Source organism: Haloferax sp. Atlit-10N (genome assembly GCF_003586325.1).
Taxonomy (GTDB): Archaea; Halobacteriota; Halobacteria; order Halobacteriales; family Haloferacaceae; genus Haloferax; species Haloferax prahovense.
Map to the genome: position 1 here is coordinate 494,315 of NZ_PSYX01000001.1, position 17,273 is coordinate 511,587.

General features: G+C 68.5%; 20 protein-coding genes. 12 read left to right on the forward strand and 8 right to left on the reverse strand.

Annotated features, from left to right (window positions below; translation table 11 throughout):
* Positions 1–24: 24 nt before the first annotated feature.
* A complete protein-coding gene (locus C5B91_RS02600) occupies positions 25–897 on the reverse strand; it encodes an alpha/beta hydrolase (RefSeq protein ID WP_008092295.1) in 873 nt (290 codons plus the stop codon).
* Between the two features lie 201 nt (positions 898–1,098).
* Between C5B91_RS02600 and C5B91_RS02605 the strand changes: the two genes are divergently transcribed.
* The 3 genes from C5B91_RS02605 to C5B91_RS02615 all read left to right on the forward strand — a co-directional run bounded on the left by C5B91_RS02605 (position 1,099) and on the right by C5B91_RS02615 (position 4,221).
* Positions 1,099–2,145, forward strand: coding sequence for an NAD(P)-dependent glycerol-1-phosphate dehydrogenase (locus tag C5B91_RS02605; protein WP_004972614.1), 1,047 nt, complete (start codon positions 1,099–1,101; stop codon positions 2,143–2,145).
* Positions 2,146–2,415: 270 nt separating this feature from the next.
* Entirely contained in the window at positions 2,416–3,057 is a 642-nt protein-coding gene (locus tag C5B91_RS02610) for a DUF420 domain-containing protein (protein ID WP_049968173.1), read from the forward strand.
* A 105-nt stretch (positions 3,058–3,162) separates the two neighbouring features.
* On the forward strand, positions 3,163–4,221 hold the full coding sequence (locus tag C5B91_RS02615) for a glycosyltransferase (protein WP_115819053.1): 1,059 nt from the start codon (positions 3,163–3,165) through the stop codon (positions 4,219–4,221).
* Between the two features lie 81 nt (positions 4,222–4,302).
* On the opposite strand, the gene C5B91_RS02620 is transcribed toward C5B91_RS02615, so the two are convergent.
* A complete protein-coding gene (locus tag C5B91_RS02620; RefSeq protein WP_008092298.1) occupies positions 4,303–4,926 on the reverse strand; it encodes a halocyanin domain-containing protein in 624 nt (207 codons plus the stop codon).
* Between the two features lie 143 nt (positions 4,927–5,069).
* Entirely contained in the window at positions 5,070–6,116 is a 1,047-nt protein-coding gene (locus C5B91_RS02625; protein WP_115819054.1) for a M42 family metallopeptidase, read from the reverse strand.
* A gap of 152 nt (positions 6,117–6,268) precedes the next feature.
* Between C5B91_RS02625 and C5B91_RS02630 the strand changes: the two genes are divergently transcribed.
* The 7 genes from C5B91_RS02630 (at position 6,269) to C5B91_RS22930 (ending at position 11,986) form a co-directional block, all read left to right on the forward strand.
* The gene (locus C5B91_RS02630; protein ID WP_008092300.1) at positions 6,269–6,526 is read left to right on the forward strand and encodes an MTH865 family protein; all 258 of its coding nucleotides are present in this window, start codon (positions 6,269–6,271) and stop codon (positions 6,524–6,526) included.
* A 13-nt stretch (positions 6,527–6,539) separates the two neighbouring features.
* Entirely contained in the window at positions 6,540–7,262 is a 723-nt protein-coding gene (locus C5B91_RS02635) for a hypothetical protein (RefSeq protein WP_049968175.1), read from the forward strand.
* A gap of 39 nt (positions 7,263–7,301) precedes the next feature.
* On the forward strand, positions 7,302–9,128 hold the full coding sequence (locus tag C5B91_RS02640; RefSeq protein ID WP_008092302.1) for a S9 family peptidase: 1,827 nt from the start codon (positions 7,302–7,304) through the stop codon (positions 9,126–9,128).
* Positions 9,129–9,185: 57 nt separating this feature from the next.
* Entirely contained in the window at positions 9,186–9,605 is a 420-nt protein-coding gene (locus tag C5B91_RS02645; RefSeq protein ID WP_008092303.1) for a cobalamin B12-binding domain-containing protein, read from the forward strand.
* A gap of 2 nt (positions 9,606–9,607) precedes the next feature.
* On the forward strand, positions 9,608–10,723 hold the full coding sequence (gene meaB, locus C5B91_RS02650; protein WP_115819300.1) for a methylmalonyl Co-A mutase-associated GTPase MeaB: 1,116 nt from the start codon (positions 9,608–9,610) through the stop codon (positions 10,721–10,723).
* A gap of 138 nt (positions 10,724–10,861) precedes the next feature.
* Positions 10,862–11,788 (forward strand): alpha/beta fold hydrolase, encoded by a 927-nt coding sequence (locus C5B91_RS02655; RefSeq protein WP_115819055.1) that lies wholly within the window; start codon positions 10,862–10,864, stop codon positions 11,786–11,788.
* A gap of 63 nt (positions 11,789–11,851) precedes the next feature.
* Positions 11,852–11,986: a hypothetical protein gene (locus C5B91_RS22930; RefSeq protein ID WP_255409896.1), complete on the forward strand. Its 135-nt coding sequence runs from the start codon at positions 11,852–11,854 to the stop codon at positions 11,984–11,986.
* Between the two features lie 18 nt (positions 11,987–12,004).
* On the opposite strand, the gene C5B91_RS02660 is transcribed toward C5B91_RS22930, so the two are convergent.
* Positions 12,005–12,385, reverse strand: a complete 381-nt coding sequence (locus tag C5B91_RS02660; RefSeq protein ID WP_008092307.1) for a Zn-ribbon domain-containing OB-fold protein — start codon at positions 12,383–12,385, stop codon at positions 12,005–12,007.
* Positions 12,382–13,548, reverse strand: coding sequence for a thiolase domain-containing protein (locus tag C5B91_RS02665; RefSeq protein WP_049968179.1), 1,167 nt, complete (start codon positions 13,546–13,548; stop codon positions 12,382–12,384). Before C5B91_RS02665 ends, C5B91_RS02660 begins: the two co-directional genes overlap by 4 nt.
* Before the next feature lie 201 nt (positions 13,549–13,749).
* Here C5B91_RS02665 and C5B91_RS02670 point away from each other — a divergent pair, with 201 nt between their 5' ends.
* Positions 13,750–15,057 carry a M28 family peptidase gene (locus C5B91_RS02670; RefSeq protein ID WP_115819056.1) on the forward strand — a complete coding sequence of 436 codons (1,308 nt, stop codon included), beginning with the start codon at positions 13,750–13,752 and terminating at the stop codon, positions 15,055–15,057.
* A 127-nt stretch (positions 15,058–15,184) separates the two neighbouring features.
* Entirely contained in the window at positions 15,185–15,916 is a 732-nt protein-coding gene (locus C5B91_RS02675; protein ID WP_008092310.1) for an NAD(+)/NADH kinase, read from the forward strand.
* 113 nt (positions 15,917–16,029) lie between these two features.
* Here the strand turns inward: C5B91_RS02675 and C5B91_RS02680 are convergent, their stop codons facing one another.
* The 3 genes from C5B91_RS02680 to C5B91_RS02690 all read right to left on the reverse strand — a co-directional run bounded on the left by C5B91_RS02680 (position 16,030) and on the right by C5B91_RS02690 (position 17,270).
* Positions 16,030–16,473, reverse strand: coding sequence for a hypothetical protein (locus C5B91_RS02680; protein ID WP_008092312.1), 444 nt, complete (start codon positions 16,471–16,473; stop codon positions 16,030–16,032).
* A 133-nt stretch (positions 16,474–16,606) separates the two neighbouring features.
* A complete protein-coding gene (locus C5B91_RS02685; protein WP_004972591.1) occupies positions 16,607–16,888 on the reverse strand; it encodes a hypothetical protein in 282 nt (93 codons plus the stop codon).
* Positions 16,881–17,270: a hypothetical protein gene (locus C5B91_RS02690; RefSeq protein WP_008092315.1), complete on the reverse strand. Its 390-nt coding sequence runs from the start codon at positions 17,268–17,270 to the stop codon at positions 16,881–16,883. Before C5B91_RS02690 ends, C5B91_RS02685 begins: the two co-directional genes overlap by 8 nt.
* Between the last annotated feature and the right edge of the window lie 3 nt (positions 17,271–17,273).

A 17,273-nucleotide genomic window follows, 5' to 3' on the forward strand; every position in this document is an offset into this window, starting at 1 on the left:
GCGGAAAAATGTGTTTCTGAGCCGCTACATGTCGCCGACGATGTCGTCGGCAATCGTGTTCAGGTAGTTGCTGTGGTCGTCGCCGACCTGTCCCTCCACGTCGTGGTCGGTGTAGTTCGCGGGCGGCGTGTCGCCGTCTTCGAGGCCCGTCTCGCCGAGGGCCTGGTCGAACTCGATGGTGTTGTACACCCACTGGAGCACGTCGTCGGCCTCGTTGTAGTAGTTGTGAACGTGGCCGGTCCGGTCGCGGATGGCCTCGTAGGTGGCTCGCCCTTCTTCCTCGCCGGGAACCTCGTTGTCGGTCGCGGCCCCGAACGGGTGGACGGTCGCCACCTCGTGGCCCGGGTCGGTCCAGTCGCTTCGGCCGTCGAGGGTTCGGAGCGCGCTGAAGACGACCTGCGCGCCGAGCGAGTGGCTGGCGAACCGGAGGGTCGCGCCCGGGCAGGCCGCCTTGAGGTCGACGGCGAACTGCGCGAGTTTGCGGCCGTTCGCTTGGGCGATGTCCTGCGACTCGGCCCAGCCGTAGTCCCAGCCGCCGCCCTTGTCGTTGTCCCACGTGTAGCCGACGACCGTCCCGCCGTAGCCGGCGGCGGAGAGTTCGGCGTCGGCCGTCGCTATCTTGTCGAGGGCGGCCGCCTCGGGGTCGTCGCCGTCCTTGTCCCAGCCGTGGACGAACACGGTCAGGTCGGAGGCGCAACCGGCGTCGACGCCGGGCACGTCGCCGGAGGTGTCGTAGCCGCGGGCGGTGTGACCGGACGCGAGCGAGCCGTCGTCGTCGAAGTGGTCGCGCGTCGAGACGTGGGGGACCGACGCGGCGGCCGTGGGACCGCTTCCGAGGGCCGCGAGTCCGGAGAGCGCTGCTGCTGTCGTCGCGAGGAACTGCCGTCTGTGTGCCATGGGTTGTCTACCCGCGCGTCTGCGGGTGTCTTTCGTGCGAAGCGAAACGTGATAAATCAAACTACGGTTCGGTACGTTGAGATACTGTCCCAACAGTCGGGCGAAACCTCGCTCCCGTGTCGTAGTCGGGGTGGTAGAACCGACGGGGGGCCGGCCGTCGAGACGAGAAACACTATGAACCGCCGTGGCCGATTTCCGCGTATGTTCGACAAATCGACGTGGATAAAGCTGCCCCGGAGCGTCCTTCAGGGCCACGGCGTGCTCGACGACCTCTCGGCCGCGGTCGACGAGTTGTACCTCTCGGGCGAGCCGTTTCTCGTCACGAGTCCGTCGCCGAACCGCATCGCCGGCGACCGGGTTCGCGAGCAGTTCGACGGCATCTCGTCCGTCTCCTTGGACCGCGCGAGCTTCGAGTCGGTCGAGCGCGTCGTCGACGCGGCGCGCGAGGCCGACGCGGGCTACCTCATCGCCCTCGGCGGCGGCAAGCCCATCGACGTGGCGAAGATGGCCTCCGACCGTCTCGACTGCGGGTTCATCTCGGTCCCGACGGCGGCGAGCCACGACGGCATCGTCTCGGGCCGGTCGTCGATTCCCGAGGGCGACACCCGCCACTCGGTCGCCGCCGACCCGCCGCTCGCGGTCGTCGCCGACACGGAACTGCTCGCGGAGGCCCCGTGGGAGCTCACGACCGCCGGCTGCGCCGACATCATCTCGAACTACACCGCGGTCAAAGACTGGGAACTCGCCCACCGCCTGAAGAACGTGGAGTACTCCGAATACGCGGGCGCGCTCTCGCAGATGACCGCCGAGATGCTCGTCGGCAGCGCCGACTCGATTAAGCCGGGGCTCGAAGAGTCCGCGTGGATAGTGACGAAGGCGCTCGTCTCCTCGGGCGTCGCCATGTCCATCGCCGGCTCCTCGCGGCCCGCGTCGGGCGCGGAGCACCTCTTTTCGCACCAGCTCGACCGCATCGCGCCCGGGAGCGCCCTCCACGGCCATCAGGTCGGCGTCGGCTCCATCATGACCGAGTACTTCCACAGCGGCGCACGCGGCGAGTGGACCGACATCCGCGACGCCCTGTCGACGATGGGCGCGCCGACGACCGCGGACGAACTCGGCATCGACGACGAGACGATTATCGAGGCGCTCACGACCGCCCACGAGATTCGCGACCGCTACACGATTCTCGGCAACGGCGTGAGCGAGGAGGCGGCCATCGAGGCCGCGACCATCACCGGCGTCATCTAAACCCACCTTTTTACGCCTCGGGTCGCGGGGCGACCACCCGGCGCAAAAACCTGGCGGGAAAAAGCCACGAGACTCGGCCTCCGGCCTCGCTCGTGGGACAGCACGTTCGTGTCACACGACGTGGTGCGCTCGGGACTCCGTGGCACGGAGTTCTGACCGAAGCAAGTCGACTTCGCACGGTCACTCGATTGAGTCGAGTCTTGGTGGTTCCGCTCTCAAACGCCGTCCGGAACCCGAAGACGGAATACGCCGTCTTCCCAACCCCCGGCCATGGCAACTGCGAGTGCAGACAACCCGCTGAAGGAACACCCCGCGGCCGCGACCGCCGTCCTCTCGGTCGTCGGGTACGCCCTCGTTATCGGGACCTTCCTCGGCGTCGTCCCCGGGAGGGTCTTTCCCGACCTGTCGCTCCCACAGGTGAACCTCCTCTCCGACGCCATCGCCGTCGTGAACACGGTGAACGTCCTCGTCATCGCGGCGGGCTGGCGCTGGATTCGCCGCGACGAGGTCAAGAAGCACGCGGCCGCGATGGTCACGTCGTTCGGCCTCATCCTCGTCTTCCTCGTGATGTACCTCGCGAAAATCGGCGGCGGCGGCACCAAGGAGTTCGTCGGCCCCGCGTTCGCGTACTATCCGTATCTGGCGATGCTGGCGATTCACATCATCCTCTCTATCGTCTCGGTGCCGGTCGTCCTCTACGCGCTCATCCTCGGGATAACCCACTCAGAACGCGAACTCCGGGCCGAGACGCCCCACCGGAAAGTCGGCCGCATCGCGGCCGGCGCGTGGCTCGTCTCGCTCGCCCTCGGCGTCGTGACGTACCTGCTTCTCAACCACATCTACAGCTGGGAGTACACGGTCACCGCCGTCGAGTCAGCGGGCGCGCTCGTCGCACCCGCCGTCGGGCTCTGAGGCGCGTCGCCGGACCGCGCTCCGTTCTGGCGGCGCTCCGGCGGTCGCTCGTGTCGCGCCCTCGAAAACTGTGGATTTTTATTGCGCGGCGTAGTGGCGGCGAATATGCGAGTCGCGCTCGTCTCGATGTACACGACGCACCACGAGGAGACGGGAGCGACCAGACGGCTCCGACGGACGGCCGAACTCCTCGCCGAGCGCGACCACGAGGTGACGGTGCTCTGTGCGAAGTGGTGGGACGGCGAGGTCGTCGAGTTCAAACAGGACGGGGTGACCTATCACCGCGTGACCGACGCGCCCTCCGTCGGCGGCTTCGCCTCCCGCGTTCCCTTCGCCCTCCGCGAGGTGTCTCCCGACGTGATTCAGGTCGCGAGCTACCCGCCGTCGCACGTCGCGGCGGTCAAGACCGCGGCGCGGTTCCTCCGGACGCCGGTCGTCGCCGACTGGTGGACCCGCGACGACCGCGGCGGCTCGCGGGCCTACCGGCGGGCGGCGAAGGCCCCGAACGCCGTCTTGGTCCCCTCGGAGATGGTCCGCACGCAGGTCCGCGAACTCGGCGCGTCGGTCGACGCGACCCACCTCGTCCCCGAACCCATCAGCATGGACCTCGTCCGGAGCGCCGACGCCGAGGAGCGCGCGGACGTGGTGTACGCCCGCGACCTCGACGAGCACGCGAACGTCGAGAGCTTCCTCCTCGCGCTCGCGGAACTCCGCGACAAGGGCTGGTCCGCCGCCGTCATCGGCGACGGCCCCGAGCGCTCGACGGCCGAACAGACCGCCCGCGACCTCCGCATCGACGACCGTGTGGCGTTCCTCGGCGACCTCCCCGCGGACGAGGCGGTTCCCATCATGAAGGGCGCGCACGTCTTCGCGCAGACCGCGACGGTCGAACCCTTCGCCACGAACCTGCTGTGGGCGCTCGCCTGCGGGTGTGTGTCCATCGTCGAGTATCAGGCTCGGTCGTCGGCCCACGAACTCGTCGAGGGGCGCGAGCGAGGGTCGCTCGTCACGAGTCCGCAGGAACTCGCGGACGAAATCGTCGCCGCCCGTCGGTACGATCACGAGACGGTCGACGACGACTTCGCGCGCTACGACTACCGGCGGGTCATCGAGCAGTACGAGTCGGTCTACGAGGCCGAGCGCGACGACTACGGCTTCTTCTGACCGGGTCGCCGCCGCGTCGACCGAAACCGGGCGAGTGCGGCGGCTCGGGACTGCTGAAAATCGAGAGGAGTGACGACCGCGTCAGTCCTGAACGTCGTAGTCGCCACCGTACTTCATGAAGAAGTACGCGAGGCCGAGCGTCGCGACCATCGCGAACGTCGTGGCCACGCCGAGGGACTTCGCGCTGTCCGGGACCTGCGGGAGACTCGGTCCGCCGCCACCGCCGGTGCTGACGGTCGGTACGTCGCCGCCGACGGCGACCGCGCCGAGCATGCCGAGCGCCTCGTGGGGCACGCAGTGGTACTTGGTGATGCCCGCGTCGCCCTCTTCGAAGGTGTATTCGTAGGTGCTTCCGGCCTCGGAGACGGCCGCGCCGGAGTCGAGCGACGCGCCCTCGCTCGCGACGACGTTGTGGCCGCCGCCCTCGCCGGTCCACTCCCACGTCACGGTCGTTCCGGTGTCTATCCAGACGCCGGCGGGCGCGAACGCGAGTGCGCCGCCGTTACCTTCCGCGCCCACTTCGATGGTGACCTCGCTCTGGCCGCGGAGGTCTTCGTAGCCTCCGTCGATGCCGTCGAGGTAGCCGCCGAAGTCTGGTTCTTCCGTCTGCGCCGCGGCCGTGCCGGAAGTGGCGGCGACCGCCGCGCCGCCAGCGGCCGCCCCGAGGAACGCCCGCCGAGACATATCCACGTTGCCGTCGGTCATGTCCGCCGCTTGGTGTGGGCCTGTAGTGAATACTTTGGTTCTCGTCCGCCGGTCGGGGGTGCCGCGCCTCGATATAGGGGGGTATCCCCGCGGTGCCGGGCGCGACAACGGGGGTCGCCACAGGGACCGCCTCGCGGGGTTGCCTACAGCGTGTAGTCGAACTCGCCCGTCTCGCTCTCCAAGAAGGCCGTCAGGAGGTCGATGTAGGCGACCACGTCGTCCTCGTGGACGCTCTCGGTGACGGTGTGGAGGTAGCGCGTCGGCATCGAAATCGCGCCGACGGGCTTCGCGCCGTAGCTGTTCTGGAAGCCGCCGGTGTCGGTGCCGCCCGCGGGGAGCAGTTCCATCTGGTAGGCGATGTCGTTGTCCTCGGCCACGCTCCGGAGGCGACGGTGGACCTTCGGGTTGGCGATGGCGCTGGAGTCCTTGAGTTTGATGCCCGCGCCCTCGCCGAGTTTCGTGACGTGGTCGGCGGGGTCGAAGCCGGGCACGTCGTTGGCGACGGTGGTGTCGAGGCCGAGCGCGAGGTCGGGGTCGAGGTCGACGCCGAGCGCCTGCGCGCCGCGGAGGCCGACTTCCTCCTGGACCGTCGCGGCGAAGTGGACCGTCACCTCGGGGTTCTCGATGCGCCGGGCGGCCTCCAGCATGGCGAACAGGCAGACACGGTCGTCGATGGCCTTGCCCGTCACGTGGTTCCCCATGCGGACGGTCGTCTGCTCCATCGTCACGAGGTCGCCGACGGAGACGGTCTCCTCGACGGCCTCGGCGGGGAGGCCGAGGTCGACGTACACGTCCTCGACCTTCGGCTCTTTCTTCTTCTGTTCCTCAGTCAGCGTGTGCGGGGGAACCGAGCCGATGACGCCGGTGAGGTCCTCGTCTTCGGTGTGAACCGTCACGCGCTGGGCCTTCAGGACGCGGGGGTCCCAGCCGCCGAGGGCGTCGAGCTGCAGGAAGCCCTCGTCGTTGACGTGGCGGACCATGAAGCCGATCTCGTCCATGTGGGCGGCGACGGCGACCTCGTAGTCGCCTTCGCCCTCGATGGTGCCGACGACGTTCCCCATCGCGTCGACGCGGACGGAATCGGTCGTCGCTTCGAGGTCCTCGCGGACGAGCGCGCGGATTCGGTCCTCGTAGCCGGGGACACCGCTGGTCTCGGTGAGTTGCTTCAGGCGGTCGAAGTCGAAGTCCATGCGAGTGCATGAATTGCCGTTGTAGATAAGTCCATCAGTCCCGGGCGAGCGCGCCGACACTCGACGGGCCGCCGCGCCGTCTCGCAAAGAACTCTAAATATATTCATTATTGTTCCGGAACCCTTTTCCACCTCTCTACGTAGGTACACGGTATGTCCGACACCGAATCTCAGCTCCGCGAGCAGTTCATGGACGCCTTCGCGAACGCCGACTTCCCCGTGAAGAACCAGATGTCTCTCGTCCCCGCGCTCCCGAACGGTCCGGGCACGAAGTTCAAGGCCGACGACGTGACCATCACGGCGATGGAGCTGGCCGCGAAGCTCGGCAAGCACCAGGACTTCCCGTACGAGGACGCCGAGAGCCTCGTCGACGACATCATCGCCGGCCTCAAGGCCGAAGACATGATCTGAGTTCGGTCGTCGCGTGACCGAGACGAAACGTGCGCTCTGGGACCGCTTCGTCGACCGCTTCGTCGACGCCGCGGACCCGATTTCACTTTTCGAGACGGCCGCCGACGGGACCGTCGAGACCATCGCGTACGGCCGTTCCGGCCGGCGGACACTCCGCCGCGGCGAGCGCATGGAGCGGCGACTCCGCGAGGCCGGCGGCCGCGTCGTCGCCGACTACGACCGACGCGAGGGCCGCTACGAGGGGCTCGTCTACATGATGTACACCCTCGACGGCGACGAGGTGGTCCCCCGATACCTCGGCAAGTGCGGGAAGTTCGGCGCGTCCGGCACCGACCTCAACAGCAACCTGCGAAACGTCGACACCAACGACGGAAAGCTCGCGCGTTGGGGCTACGGGAACTACTACCACTTTGGCGACCTCTCGTCGGCCGTCTTCCGCGGCGACGGGCCGGGGAAGTACGACCGCTGGGTGGACGCGCTGTTCGCCTCGACAGACCCGCCGCGGCTCCGCGAACCGGTGTACTTCTGGGTCGAGCCGTGGGCGGTCGGCACCGAGGGACCGTACCCCGACACGCGACCCTACCTCGAAGAACTGGAGTACCAACTCATCGGTATCGCCTTCGAACTGTACCCGGAGCGCCTGCTCAACACCGAGGGCGTGCCGACGAACCCGGAGGCGTACGCGAAGATGCGCGGGTGGACCGACCGCGAGGACACGCGGCTCTCGGACTTCTGACACCCAAACCGATTTCTCGTCGCCGGGACAATTCGAGGTATGCGAACGTACGACATCGAGCGCTACCTGAACATCAGGAGCGCCTACGGCGCGTCCTTCTCGGCCGACGGCGAGCGCCTGTCGTTCCTCATGGACACGACGGGCGTCCCGCAGGTCTGGACGGTCGATTCGCCCGGCGCGTGGCCCGAACAGCGGACGTTCTACGAGGAGCGCGTCACCTTCGCCTCGTGGTCGCCCGAACGCCCCGAACTGGCCTTCGGCATGGACAAAGGCGGCAACGAGCGCGCGCAGTTGTTCCGGCTCGAACCCGACACCGGCGTCATCGAGAACCTGACCGAACACCCCGACGCCAAGCACCGCTGGGGCGGCTGGAGCCGCGACGGCGAGCGGTTCGCGTTCACCTCCAACCGCCGCGACAACGCCGTCTTCGACGTGTACGTGCAGGCCCGAAACGGGAGCGGCACCGACGCCGAACTCGTCCACGAGGGCGACGGCTGGCTCACCGTCGGCGGATGGTCGCCCGACGACTCGAAGCTCATCGTCCAAGAGGCGTACTCGAACTTCGACCAGGACGTGTCCGTCCTCGACCTCGCCACGGGGGAACTGACCCACATCACGCCGCATCAGGGGACGGTCCGCTTCCAGAGCCCCGAGTGGGGGCCGGACGGCGAGAACGTCTACATGGTGACCGACCGCGGGAGCGACACGCTCGAACTCGTCCGCTACGAGCTCGCCTCCGGGGAGTTTACCACCGTCGATACCGGCGGCGACCACGAACTCGAGGGCATCAGCATCGACCACGACTCGCGCCGGCTCGTCTACTCCCGGAACGTCGAGGGGTACACGGAACTCACCTTCGGAGAACTCACCGCGCCCGACCGAATCGACTTGCTCCCCCAGCCCGACCTGCCGAACGGCGTCGCCGGCGGCGTCTCGTTCTCGCCGGACGGCGAGCGCGCCGCGGTCACCGTCACCGCCAGCGCCGACACCGCGAACGTCTACGTGGTCGAGTTAGCCACGGGCGACGCCGAGCGCTGGACGCTCGCGGCGACGGCGGGCATCCCGCGCGATACGTTCGTCTCGCCCGAACTCGTCCGGTACCCGACGTTCGACGGCCGCGACATCCCGGCGTTCTTCACGCTCCCCGAGGAGTCACCCGAGGGCGAGACGCCCGTCATCGTGGACATCCACGGCGGGCCGGAGTCCCAACGTAGGCCGTCGTTCTCGTCGGTCAAACAGTACTTCCTCTCTCGGGGCTACGCCTACTTCGAGCCGAACGTCCGCGGCTCCGCGGGCTACGGGAAGGCCTACGGCCACCTCGACGACGTGGAAAAGCGGATGGACTCCGTCGCCGACATCGAGGCCGCCGTCGAGTGGCTCCACGACCACCCGGCCGTCGACCCCGACAAAATCGTCGCCATGGGCGGCTCGTACGGCGGGTTCATGGTGCTCGCGGCGATGACCGAGTACCCGGACCTGTGGGCCGCCGGCGTCGACATCGTCGGCATCGCCAACTTCGTGACGTTCCTCGAAAACACGGGCGACTGGCGGCGCGAACTCCGCGAGGCGGAGTACGGGTCGCTCGAAGACGACCGTGAGTTCCTCGAATCCATCTCGCCCATCAACAACGTCGAGAAGATTCGCGCGCCGCTTTTCGTCCTCCACGGCGAGAACGACCCGCGGGTACCGGTCAGCGAGGCCCACCAACTCGTCGAGGAGGCCAGAGAACACGCCCACGTCCGCGAACTCATCTTCGACGACGAGGGCCACGGCTTCTCGAAGTTGGAGAACCGCATCGAGGCGTACTCCCAGATAGCCGACTTCCTCGACGAGTACGTCCGGAGCGCGCCCGCCGCGGACGACTGAATCGGACCTGCCTTATTTTCCGTTAGAGTCAAAGCGCGGGACATCGAATCCCCGTCTATGAGCGCGGACTCCGAACAGCGAACGATCCGGTGTCTCATCGCGAAGGTGGGACTGGACGGCCACGACCGCGGTGCACACGTCATCTCTCGCGCCTTCCGCGACGCGGGATTCGAAGTCATCTACTCCGGACTGCATCGCGCTCCGGACGAGATTATTCAGGCGACGGTCCAGGAGGACGTGGACGTACTGGGTATCTCCATCCTCTCCGGCGCGCACAACACGCTCGTCCCGAAGGTGATGGCCGGCCTCGAAGAGTACGGCGCGCTCGACGACACGCTCGTCATCGTCGGCGGCATCATCCCCGAAGAAGACCGGCCAGGACTCCTCGAACAGGGCGTCGACGCCATCTTCGGTCCCGGCACGCCGATGCAGGAGACCATCGACTTCGTGAAGGAAAACGCGCCCGAGCGAGCGTGACGATGAGCCGGGCGGTCGAATCCGACCTCGTCGAGCGACTCCTCGACGGCGAACACCGGGCGCTCGCGCGGGCCATCACCAAAATCGAATCGCAGTCGCCGGGCTACCGGGACATCGTCTCGGAACTCCACGCCCACACGGGCGACGCCTCCGTCGTCGGCATCACGGGCAGTCCGGGTGCCGGCAAGTCGACGCTCGTCGACAAGCTTGCGAAGTACTACCGCGACCAAGGGGAAACGGTCGGCGTCATCGCCGTGGACCCTTCCTCGCCGTACACCGGCGGGGCCGTCCTCGGCGACCGCATCCGCATGGCCTCGAACGTCGGCGACATGGACGTGTTCTTCCGGTCGATGAGCGCCCGCGGCCAACTCGGCGGCCTCTCGACCGCCACCGCGGACGCCGTGAAGGCGCTCGACGCCTTCGGGAAAGACCGCATCATCATCGAGACCGTCGGCGCGGGGCAAAACGAGGTGGACGTGGTGAAGACCGCGGACACGGTCGTCGTCCTCGTCCAACCCGGCAGCGGCGACGACGTGCAGATGCTCAAGGCGGGCATCCTCGAAATCGGCGACCTGTTCGTCGTCAACAAGGCCGACATGGAGGGCGCGTCGCGCACCGTCGCCGAACTACAGGAGATGATCCACCTCCGCGACGACCCGCGGGCGAACCTCGATACGGGCCACCACGGGGCCGAGGCGTTCGACGACGCCGGCCACGGACACGGCGGGCACGCGGACGCGAGGGATGCCGAAGCCGACGTCGACGCCGAGGATGACCCTTCCGACGGCGACAAACCGCCCGTCTGGACGCCACAGGTCCTCGAGACCGTCGCCACGACCGGCGAGGGAATCGACGAGTTGGTCGAGACGCTGGACGACCACCGCGACTACCTCGACGCCTCCGGCGAGTTGGCGGAGAAGGCCCGCAAGCGCGCGGGAGAGGAGATTCGACAGCTCCTCCGAAGCGACGTGAACCGGCTCCTCGAAGCCGAGCTCGACCGCCGCGGCGGGGTCGACGCGTTCGCCGAGGCGGTCGTCGAAAAGGAGACCGACCCCTACGCGGTCGCAGAAGACGTGCTCGAACCGTTCCGGGAGTGTCTGGACGGTCGAGACGACTGACGCTGAGACGGCTGACGCCGAGACGACCGAGACGGCCGCGATTCGGGCGGGACGCTCGCCACGTTCCGCCCGTTGCCCGTCACCCGTCACCCCGCCACGGGCGGGCGAATTAAGGCCACCGCGCACCATCTACGTGACATGAAACTCCGACGAGCCATCGGACTGGCCGCAGCGGGCGTCGGTCTCGCCGCCGCGACCAACGCCGCCCTCTCGAAACGCGTGGGTCCCCTCGAACCGCCGCTCTCCGGAAACCACGGGACGTACCGCTGGCGCGGTATGGACGTCTCGTACGTCGAAGCCGGCGACGAGGACGACCCGACGCTCGTCCTCCTCCACGGCATCAACGCCGCGGGGTCGTCCGGCGAGTTCCGCGAGGTGTTTTCGACCCTCGCCGAGGACTACCACGTCGTCGCGCCCGACCTCCCCGGATTCGGGCTTTCGGACCGGCCGGCGCTGTACTACTCGCCCGCGCTCTACGAGGACTTCGTCGGCGACTTCCTCGCCGAGTACGACGACCCCGCAGTCGTCGCCTCGTCGCTCACCGCGGCCTACGCCGTCGCCGCCGCGGAGCGAGACGACGTGTCGGTCTCGCGGTTCGTCCTCGTCTGTCCCACGTCGCGCGGCGGCCCGGACCCCAAGGAGTGGCTCCGCGAACTCGTCCGCGCGCCGGTCGTCGGCGAGGCGCTGTTCAACGTCGTCGCCTCCCGACCCTCGATTCGTTACTTCAACGCCGACCACGGCTACTACGACCCCGAGAAGGCGGGCGAGGAGTGGCAGGAGTACGAGTGGCGCACCGCCCATCAGGAGGGCGCGCGCTTCGCGCCGGCGTCGTTCATCTCCGGCTACCTCAACACCGACACCGACCTCGGCGAGACGCTGTCGGCCCTTGACGTCCCGACGACGCTCGTCTGGGGCCGCGAGAGCGACATCACGCCGCTGAAGCGGGGCCGCGACCTCGCGGACGCGGCGGACTGCACGCTCGTCGTCTTCGACGACGCGATGTTGCTCCCGCACGTCGAGTTCCCGAACGCCTTCGTCGACACCGTCCGCGACGCCCTCGACTGAGGGGAACCGCTCGGCGACCCGAATTCGACTCCCCAATCCGAACCAGCCACCCGAACTGAACCGATGCTCGACTCCCTATCGCTGTTTCTGTACGGTGCCATCGCGCTCCTCGCGCTCGGCTTCTGGGCGTGGCTTCTCGGTTCGTACGTCTTCGGCTGGCGCTCGCCGCTGGAAGCCGCCGAGGCGCGTGAGAAATAGCGTGCGACGAGTGTGGCGCTACTCGCTCGCGGGTCGGAACACGAGCAACTGCTCGTCGGTGGTCGCGTTCGTGCCCACGGCTGCCGAGACGGTCGCGCCGAGGTCGACCTCGTCGGCGGGGAGCTCGCGGACGACGCCCGTGAGTTTGACGGGGCCGAACGACGCGATAGCCGTCACGTAGGGCGCTTCGTCGGCGAAGTTCGGTGCGGGGACGTGCACTTCGGTGAACGTGAGTACCTCGCCCGTCTCCGGGAGCGGTTCTTCGGTCAACTCGGCCGCGCCGCAGTGCGGACAAGAGCGCCGCGGCGGGAGCGAGCCGTGACCGTCCGGACACGCGAGGTAGTAGCCCTCGCCATCGGCGATTGCGGCCAGCCACTCGTCGTAGCCGGTGTCGCTCATCGGTCCACCTCCAAGACGTGGACGACCGCGCTGGCGACGGTTCCGCCCGCGTTGTGGGTGATGCCGACCCGAGCGTCCGGGACGGCGTCGCTGTTGCCGTGGTCGCCGCGCAGGAGCTTCGTCATCTCGACGATTTGGGCGGTTCCCGTCGCGCCGACGGGATGGCCCTTGGCCTTGAGGCCGCCCGAGAGGTTCACCGGGAGGTCGCCGTCGCGGGTCGTCTCGCCGCGGGCGGCCGCGCCGACTCCCTCGCCGTGGTCGTAGAGGCCGAGCGATTCGAGCGCGAGCACCTCGGCGATGGTAAAGCAGTCGTGGACCTCGGCCACGTCCACGTCGTCGGGGGCGATGCCGGCGTCCGCGTAGGCCGCGTCGGCCGCTTTCGTCGCGGCGGGCGTCCGCGCGAGGTGGGGCCTGTCTTGGAGCGCGGCCTTGTCGCCGCCCTGCCCCGATCCGGTGACGGAGACGGGCGCGTCGAGGCGGTGTCGCTCGGCGTAGTCGTCGCTGACGAGGACGACCGCGCTCGCGCCGTCGGTGATGGGACAGGCGTCGTAGAGGGTGAGCGGGTCGGCGACGACGGGGCTTTCGAGGGCGTCGTCGACGGTGATTTCGCGGTGGAACTGCGCGTAGTCGTTGTGCATCGCGTTGGCGTGGTTCTTCACCGCGATGTGCGCGAGGTCCTCGCTGTCGCCGCCGAAGGCGTCGAAGTACGCGCGAGCCATGAGCGCGTACGCGCCGGGGAACGTGACGCCCGCGCGGACCTCGAACAGTTCGTCCGCGGCGATGGCGAGCGACTGGGTCACCTCGGCGGTCCCGAGGTTGTTCATGCGCTCCATGCCGCCGGCGAGGACCACGTCGGCCGCGCCGCTCCGAATCGCGGCGACGGCCTGTCGGAAGGCGACGCCCGCGGAGGCGCAGGCCTGCTCGTAGCGGGTCGCGGGGCAGTCGAGACCGGCCGCCTCGGCCATGACCGGCCCCTGGTGGCCCTGCTTCTCGGCGAGTTCGCCCATGAAGTTGCCGTAGAAGATTTCCTCGTAGTCGTCGCGGGAGACGCCGGCGTCCTCGCGGGCGGCGAGGGCGGCCTCCGCGAACAGGTCGCGGCCGGTTCGCTCGGGGTGACTGCCGAACTTCGTCAGTCCGACCCCGGCGATTCGCACGTCAGTCATGAATGAACGTACGTGATAGATGGTCCTTGAACCTGCCGTTCGCCCGTGGGTCGAGTCGCGGTTCGGCCCCGTTCGCTCGCCGTCGCGGCCGCGACGCCTCGAAGCGAGCGTCTCGCCGGTGTCGGTCGGTTTTTCCACCTGACCACCGCCGCGTTTTCGACCCATCGCAACGGTTACCACGGCCCCGCGAGACGGTCCACTATGAGTGACTGGATAGGCGACACGTTCACCAGCGAGGTCGGCTGGAACCACCTCGAGACGCTCGTCGACATCGGCAACCGGATGACCGGTTCGCCCGGCGAGCGCGAGGCGATGGAGGCGACGCGAGACGCCCTCGAACGCGTCGGCGCGCGGAACGCCCGCATCGACCCATTCGAGATTCAGGGCTGGGAGCGCGGCGACAGCGCCGTCTACGCCGCCGACACCACGCAGGACTGCATCGCGCTCCCGCGCAGTCCCGCCGGAACAGCGAGCGGCGAACTGGTCGACCTCGGCTACGGGTTGCCCGAGGACTTCGACCGCGACCTCTCGGGGAAGGTCGTCGTCGTCTCCACGACGGTTCCCGACCACTACGACCGCTTCATCCACCGTCGCGAGAAGTACTACTACGCCGTCGAGGCCGGCGCGGCCGCGTTCGTCTTCGCCAACCACGTCCCCGGCCAACTCCCGCCCACGGGCAGCGTCGGCACCGCCGAAGCGCCCATCGGCGACATCCCCGCCGTCGGCGTGAGCAAGGAGGTCGGCGCGCGCCTCCGCCGCCGGTTCGACGGCGACGAGGTGACCGTCGACGTGACCTGCGAGACGCCCGCGGCCGAAAGCGGGAACGTCCACGCCGAACTCGGCCCCGACACCGACGAGGAGGTGCTCGTCACGAGCCACCTCGACGCCCACGACATCGCCGAGGGCGCGATGGACAACGGCGCGGGCACCGCGATGGTGGTCGAGGTCGCCCGCGCGCTCGCCGCCCGCGAGGACGAACTCGATACGCGCGTCCGCTTCCTCTGCTTCGGCGCGGAGGAAGTCGGGCTCGTCGGCTCCGAGTACGAGGCCGACCGCCTCGGCGACGACCGGGCGAACGTGAAGGCCATCGTCAACAACGACGGCGTCGTCGCCGGGCGGACGCTCAAGCTCACGACCCACGGCTTCGGCGAGCTCGAAACCGTCGCCGACGCCGTCGCCGAGCGGTTCGACCACGATATCTCGACGCTCCCCGAACAGCTCCCTCACAGCGACCACTGGCCGTTCGTCGCCCACGGCGTCCCGGCGTACATGGTCGGAAGCGAAAAGGAGGGTCGCGGCCGCGGGTGGGGTCACACCCACGCCGACACCATCGAGAAACTGGAGTCGCGGACGCTCCGCGAGCAGGCGATTCTCCTGACGGAACTGACCGTCGAACTCGCCGACGCCGACCGCGAGATTCCCCACGCCGACCCCGCGGACATCGCGGCGGCGCTCGAAGCCGAAGACCAGGCCGAGGGCATGAAAGTCACCGGCGACTGGCCGTTCTGAGGCGGTCGGCGACGCGGCCGTCCCGCTCGGGTCGCGCCGAACCTCGCGCAACCGAACCACGAGGGCTTTTATTCGCGGCGGCGTAGCACGGGACGATGCTACGGGGGCTCGCCGCGGGTGGACGACGATGAGATTCGGTATCGTCGGTGACGACTCGGTCGCCACCGCCGTCAGAGCGGTCGGTGCGTCGGTCGAACCGACGTCGGCCGAGGCGGACGCCGTCGTCGCGGTCGGCGAGTCAGCGCTCTCGACGGTCGCGCTCGGCTCCGAGTGGTCGTGTCCGGTCGTCCCCGTCGACTGCGGCGCGCCGTGGTCGACCCCGCGGCGCGGACTCGAATCGCGGCTGTCCGCGGTCGCGGCGGGTGACGGCCGAGTCGTCGACCACCCGACGCTCTCGCTCCGCGTCGGCGGCGACCCTGCGACCCGCGCGCTCTTCGACGCGATGCTCGTCACGAGCGAGCCGGCGCACATCTCCGAGTACGGCGTCACCCACGCGGAGGCGGCGGTCCCCTTCTCGTCGGACCCGACCGGTGAGTCGCACGCGGCGGCGCGCTGGACGCCGGTCGACGAGTTCCGCGCCGACGGCGTCGTCGTCGCCACTCCGCTCGGGAGTTCCGGCTACGCGCGCGCCGCGGGCGGCGCGGTCGTCGGTCCGGCCGCCGGGCTCGCCGTCGTCCCCGTCTCACCGTACGCGACGCAGACGGACTCGTGGGTCCTCCAACCGCCCGTCCGGCTGTCGGTCGAACGCGACGACGCGCCCGTGTCGCTCGTCGCCGACGACGAGGTCGTCCGGGAGGTTCTCCCGTCCGAATCGGTGGTCATCGACCGCGACGGGAGCGTTCCGCTTCTCGTCGAGTAGCGTCTCACTCGGCCGTGATTCAGACACCGAGCGGCGGCGCTCGGCGCGGCGAAAATACGTGTTCCTCGTGAGCGGTGCGAGCGTGACGACGCGGAGAAGAGTGCGTCGCGGAGTTAGACGATGAGGTTCCAGTAGTCCGCGACGAGGAAGAAGAGGCTCTGGAACGCCGCGTACAGGAGCACGAGCGTCGCGGCGACGAGCGAGCCGTTCGGGCGTTCGAGCGGCTTGTCGGTGCGGGCTTCGACCTTGCGCGCTTCGAACTCGAAGAAGTCGGTGACGAACATCCCGACGACCAGCACGGTCAGCACCATGCCACCGTGCGGCTCGACGAGCAGGTAGAGGAACGAGGTCAAGACGAGCGCACCCGAACTAATCGAGTGCGGGAGGTACCGGGAGATGGCCTCCTCTCCACCCTCCTTGGCCTGTCGGACGTGCGACCGGTGACCGAGGAAGCGCGTCGCGAAGTTCGCAAGCACGAGCACGAGCGCCACGTGCGGGACAACCGGTTCGACCGCCGCCAACTGGTCGAGCGGGACGAGGAACTGTAGTGGGTGCATACAGGACCGTCGGAGCGAGACTCATTAGAGTTTTTCCAATCCGACGCGGGAGCGGCGGGGAGGGCGACCGCTATTGTGGGGGGTCTTCGTCGACTCGAAGCGAGATGAGAGGAGAACGGAGCGCGGTGTCGGCTTACTGCGCGTTGCGGCGCTCTTCGAGCGCGGACATAATCTGGTGACCCGCCGGGATGAGCACCCAGAAGGTGAGTGCGCCGAGAAGCGCGAACCAGAGGAACACGTCCATCAGGGTGACGGCGATGATGTTGAACAGTCCCTCGGTCGCACCGGACGACAGCGGCTCGATGAGCTGTTGTGTGCTCTCGAAACTGCTCGTCCGGTACCACGACGCGAGCACCAGCCACGCGAGTCCGGACCCGGTCAGGATACCCAGACCCTTGATGAATTCGTCAGCCATTGTTCGAGTCTTCGCCGGAGTCCTCTTGAGACTTTCCCATTCCTTGGGCGCGAAATCGGGTCCCGAGCGTGTAGACGACCGCGCCGAACGCGATGATACCGAGTCCGAAGACCGCGAGGGCCGTGCTCAGCAGACCGTCCCCGACGCCGATTCCGAGCGCGCCGAGCGCGCCCGCGATGACCGCGCGGAGCGCGCTCACCTGCAGCGTCGCGGCGTCGAGGAAGACGAAGCCGAGGACCACGCTGACGACGGCGATGAGCGTCGAGAAGACGGTGATCGTCTTGTAGAGCCGCATGGGAACGACGATGTCGCGCCGGCCGCGGCGTCCGCGCCGCGTCTCGTCGGCGTCGCCGGTTCGACCGGTTGCGTCGCTGTCTGTCATCAG

Excerpts from the sequence above, each read along its gene's own strand:
- meaB (WP_115819300.1), top strand. The coding sequence starts at position 9,608 with ATGAGCCGGGCGGTCGAATCCGACCTCGTCGAGCGACTCCTCGACGGC.
- C5B91_RS02665 (WP_049968179.1), bottom strand. The coding sequence starts at position 13,548 with ATGACTGACGTGCGAATCGCCGGGGTCGGACTGACGAAGTTCGGCAGT.
- C5B91_RS02675 (WP_008092310.1), top strand. The coding sequence starts at position 15,185 with ATGAGATTCGGTATCGTCGGTGACGACTCGGTCGCCACCGCCGTCAGA.
- C5B91_RS02685 (WP_004972591.1), bottom strand. The coding sequence starts at position 16,888 with ATGGCTGACGAATTCATCAAGGGTCTGGGTATCCTGACCGGGTCCGGA.
- C5B91_RS02600 (WP_008092295.1), bottom strand. The coding sequence starts at position 897 with ATGGCACACAGACGGCAGTTCCTCGCGACGACAGCAGCAGCGCTCTCC.
- C5B91_RS02645 (WP_008092303.1), top strand. The coding sequence starts at position 9,186 with ATGAGCGCGGACTCCGAACAGCGAACGATCCGGTGTCTCATCGCGAAG.
- C5B91_RS02620 (WP_008092298.1), bottom strand. The coding sequence starts at position 4,926 with ATGACCGACGGCAACGTGGATATGTCTCGGCGGGCGTTCCTCGGGGCG.
- C5B91_RS22930 (WP_255409896.1), top strand. The coding sequence starts at position 11,852 with ATGCTCGACTCCCTATCGCTGTTTCTGTACGGTGCCATCGCGCTCCTC.
- C5B91_RS02625 (WP_115819054.1), bottom strand. The coding sequence starts at position 6,116 with ATGGACTTCGACTTCGACCGCCTGAAGCAACTCACCGAGACCAGCGGT.
- C5B91_RS02670 (WP_115819056.1), top strand. The coding sequence starts at position 13,750 with ATGAGTGACTGGATAGGCGACACGTTCACCAGCGAGGTCGGCTGGAAC.
- C5B91_RS02640 (WP_008092302.1), top strand. The coding sequence starts at position 7,302 with ATGCGAACGTACGACATCGAGCGCTACCTGAACATCAGGAGCGCCTAC.
- C5B91_RS02680 (WP_008092312.1), bottom strand. The coding sequence starts at position 16,473 with ATGCACCCACTACAGTTCCTCGTCCCGCTCGACCAGTTGGCGGCGGTC.
- C5B91_RS02630 (WP_008092300.1), top strand. The coding sequence starts at position 6,269 with ATGTCCGACACCGAATCTCAGCTCCGCGAGCAGTTCATGGACGCCTTC.
- C5B91_RS02690 (WP_008092315.1), bottom strand. The coding sequence starts at position 17,270 with ATGACAGACAGCGACGCAACCGGTCGAACCGGCGACGCCGACGAGACG.
- C5B91_RS02660 (WP_008092307.1), bottom strand. The coding sequence starts at position 12,385 with ATGAGCGACACCGGCTACGACGAGTGGCTGGCCGCAATCGCCGATGGC.
- C5B91_RS02610 (WP_049968173.1), top strand. The coding sequence starts at position 2,416 with ATGGCAACTGCGAGTGCAGACAACCCGCTGAAGGAACACCCCGCGGCC.
- C5B91_RS02605 (WP_004972614.1), top strand. The coding sequence starts at position 1,099 with ATGTTCGACAAATCGACGTGGATAAAGCTGCCCCGGAGCGTCCTTCAG.
- C5B91_RS02655 (WP_115819055.1), top strand. The coding sequence starts at position 10,862 with ATGAAACTCCGACGAGCCATCGGACTGGCCGCAGCGGGCGTCGGTCTC.
- C5B91_RS02615 (WP_115819053.1), top strand. The coding sequence starts at position 3,163 with ATGCGAGTCGCGCTCGTCTCGATGTACACGACGCACCACGAGGAGACG.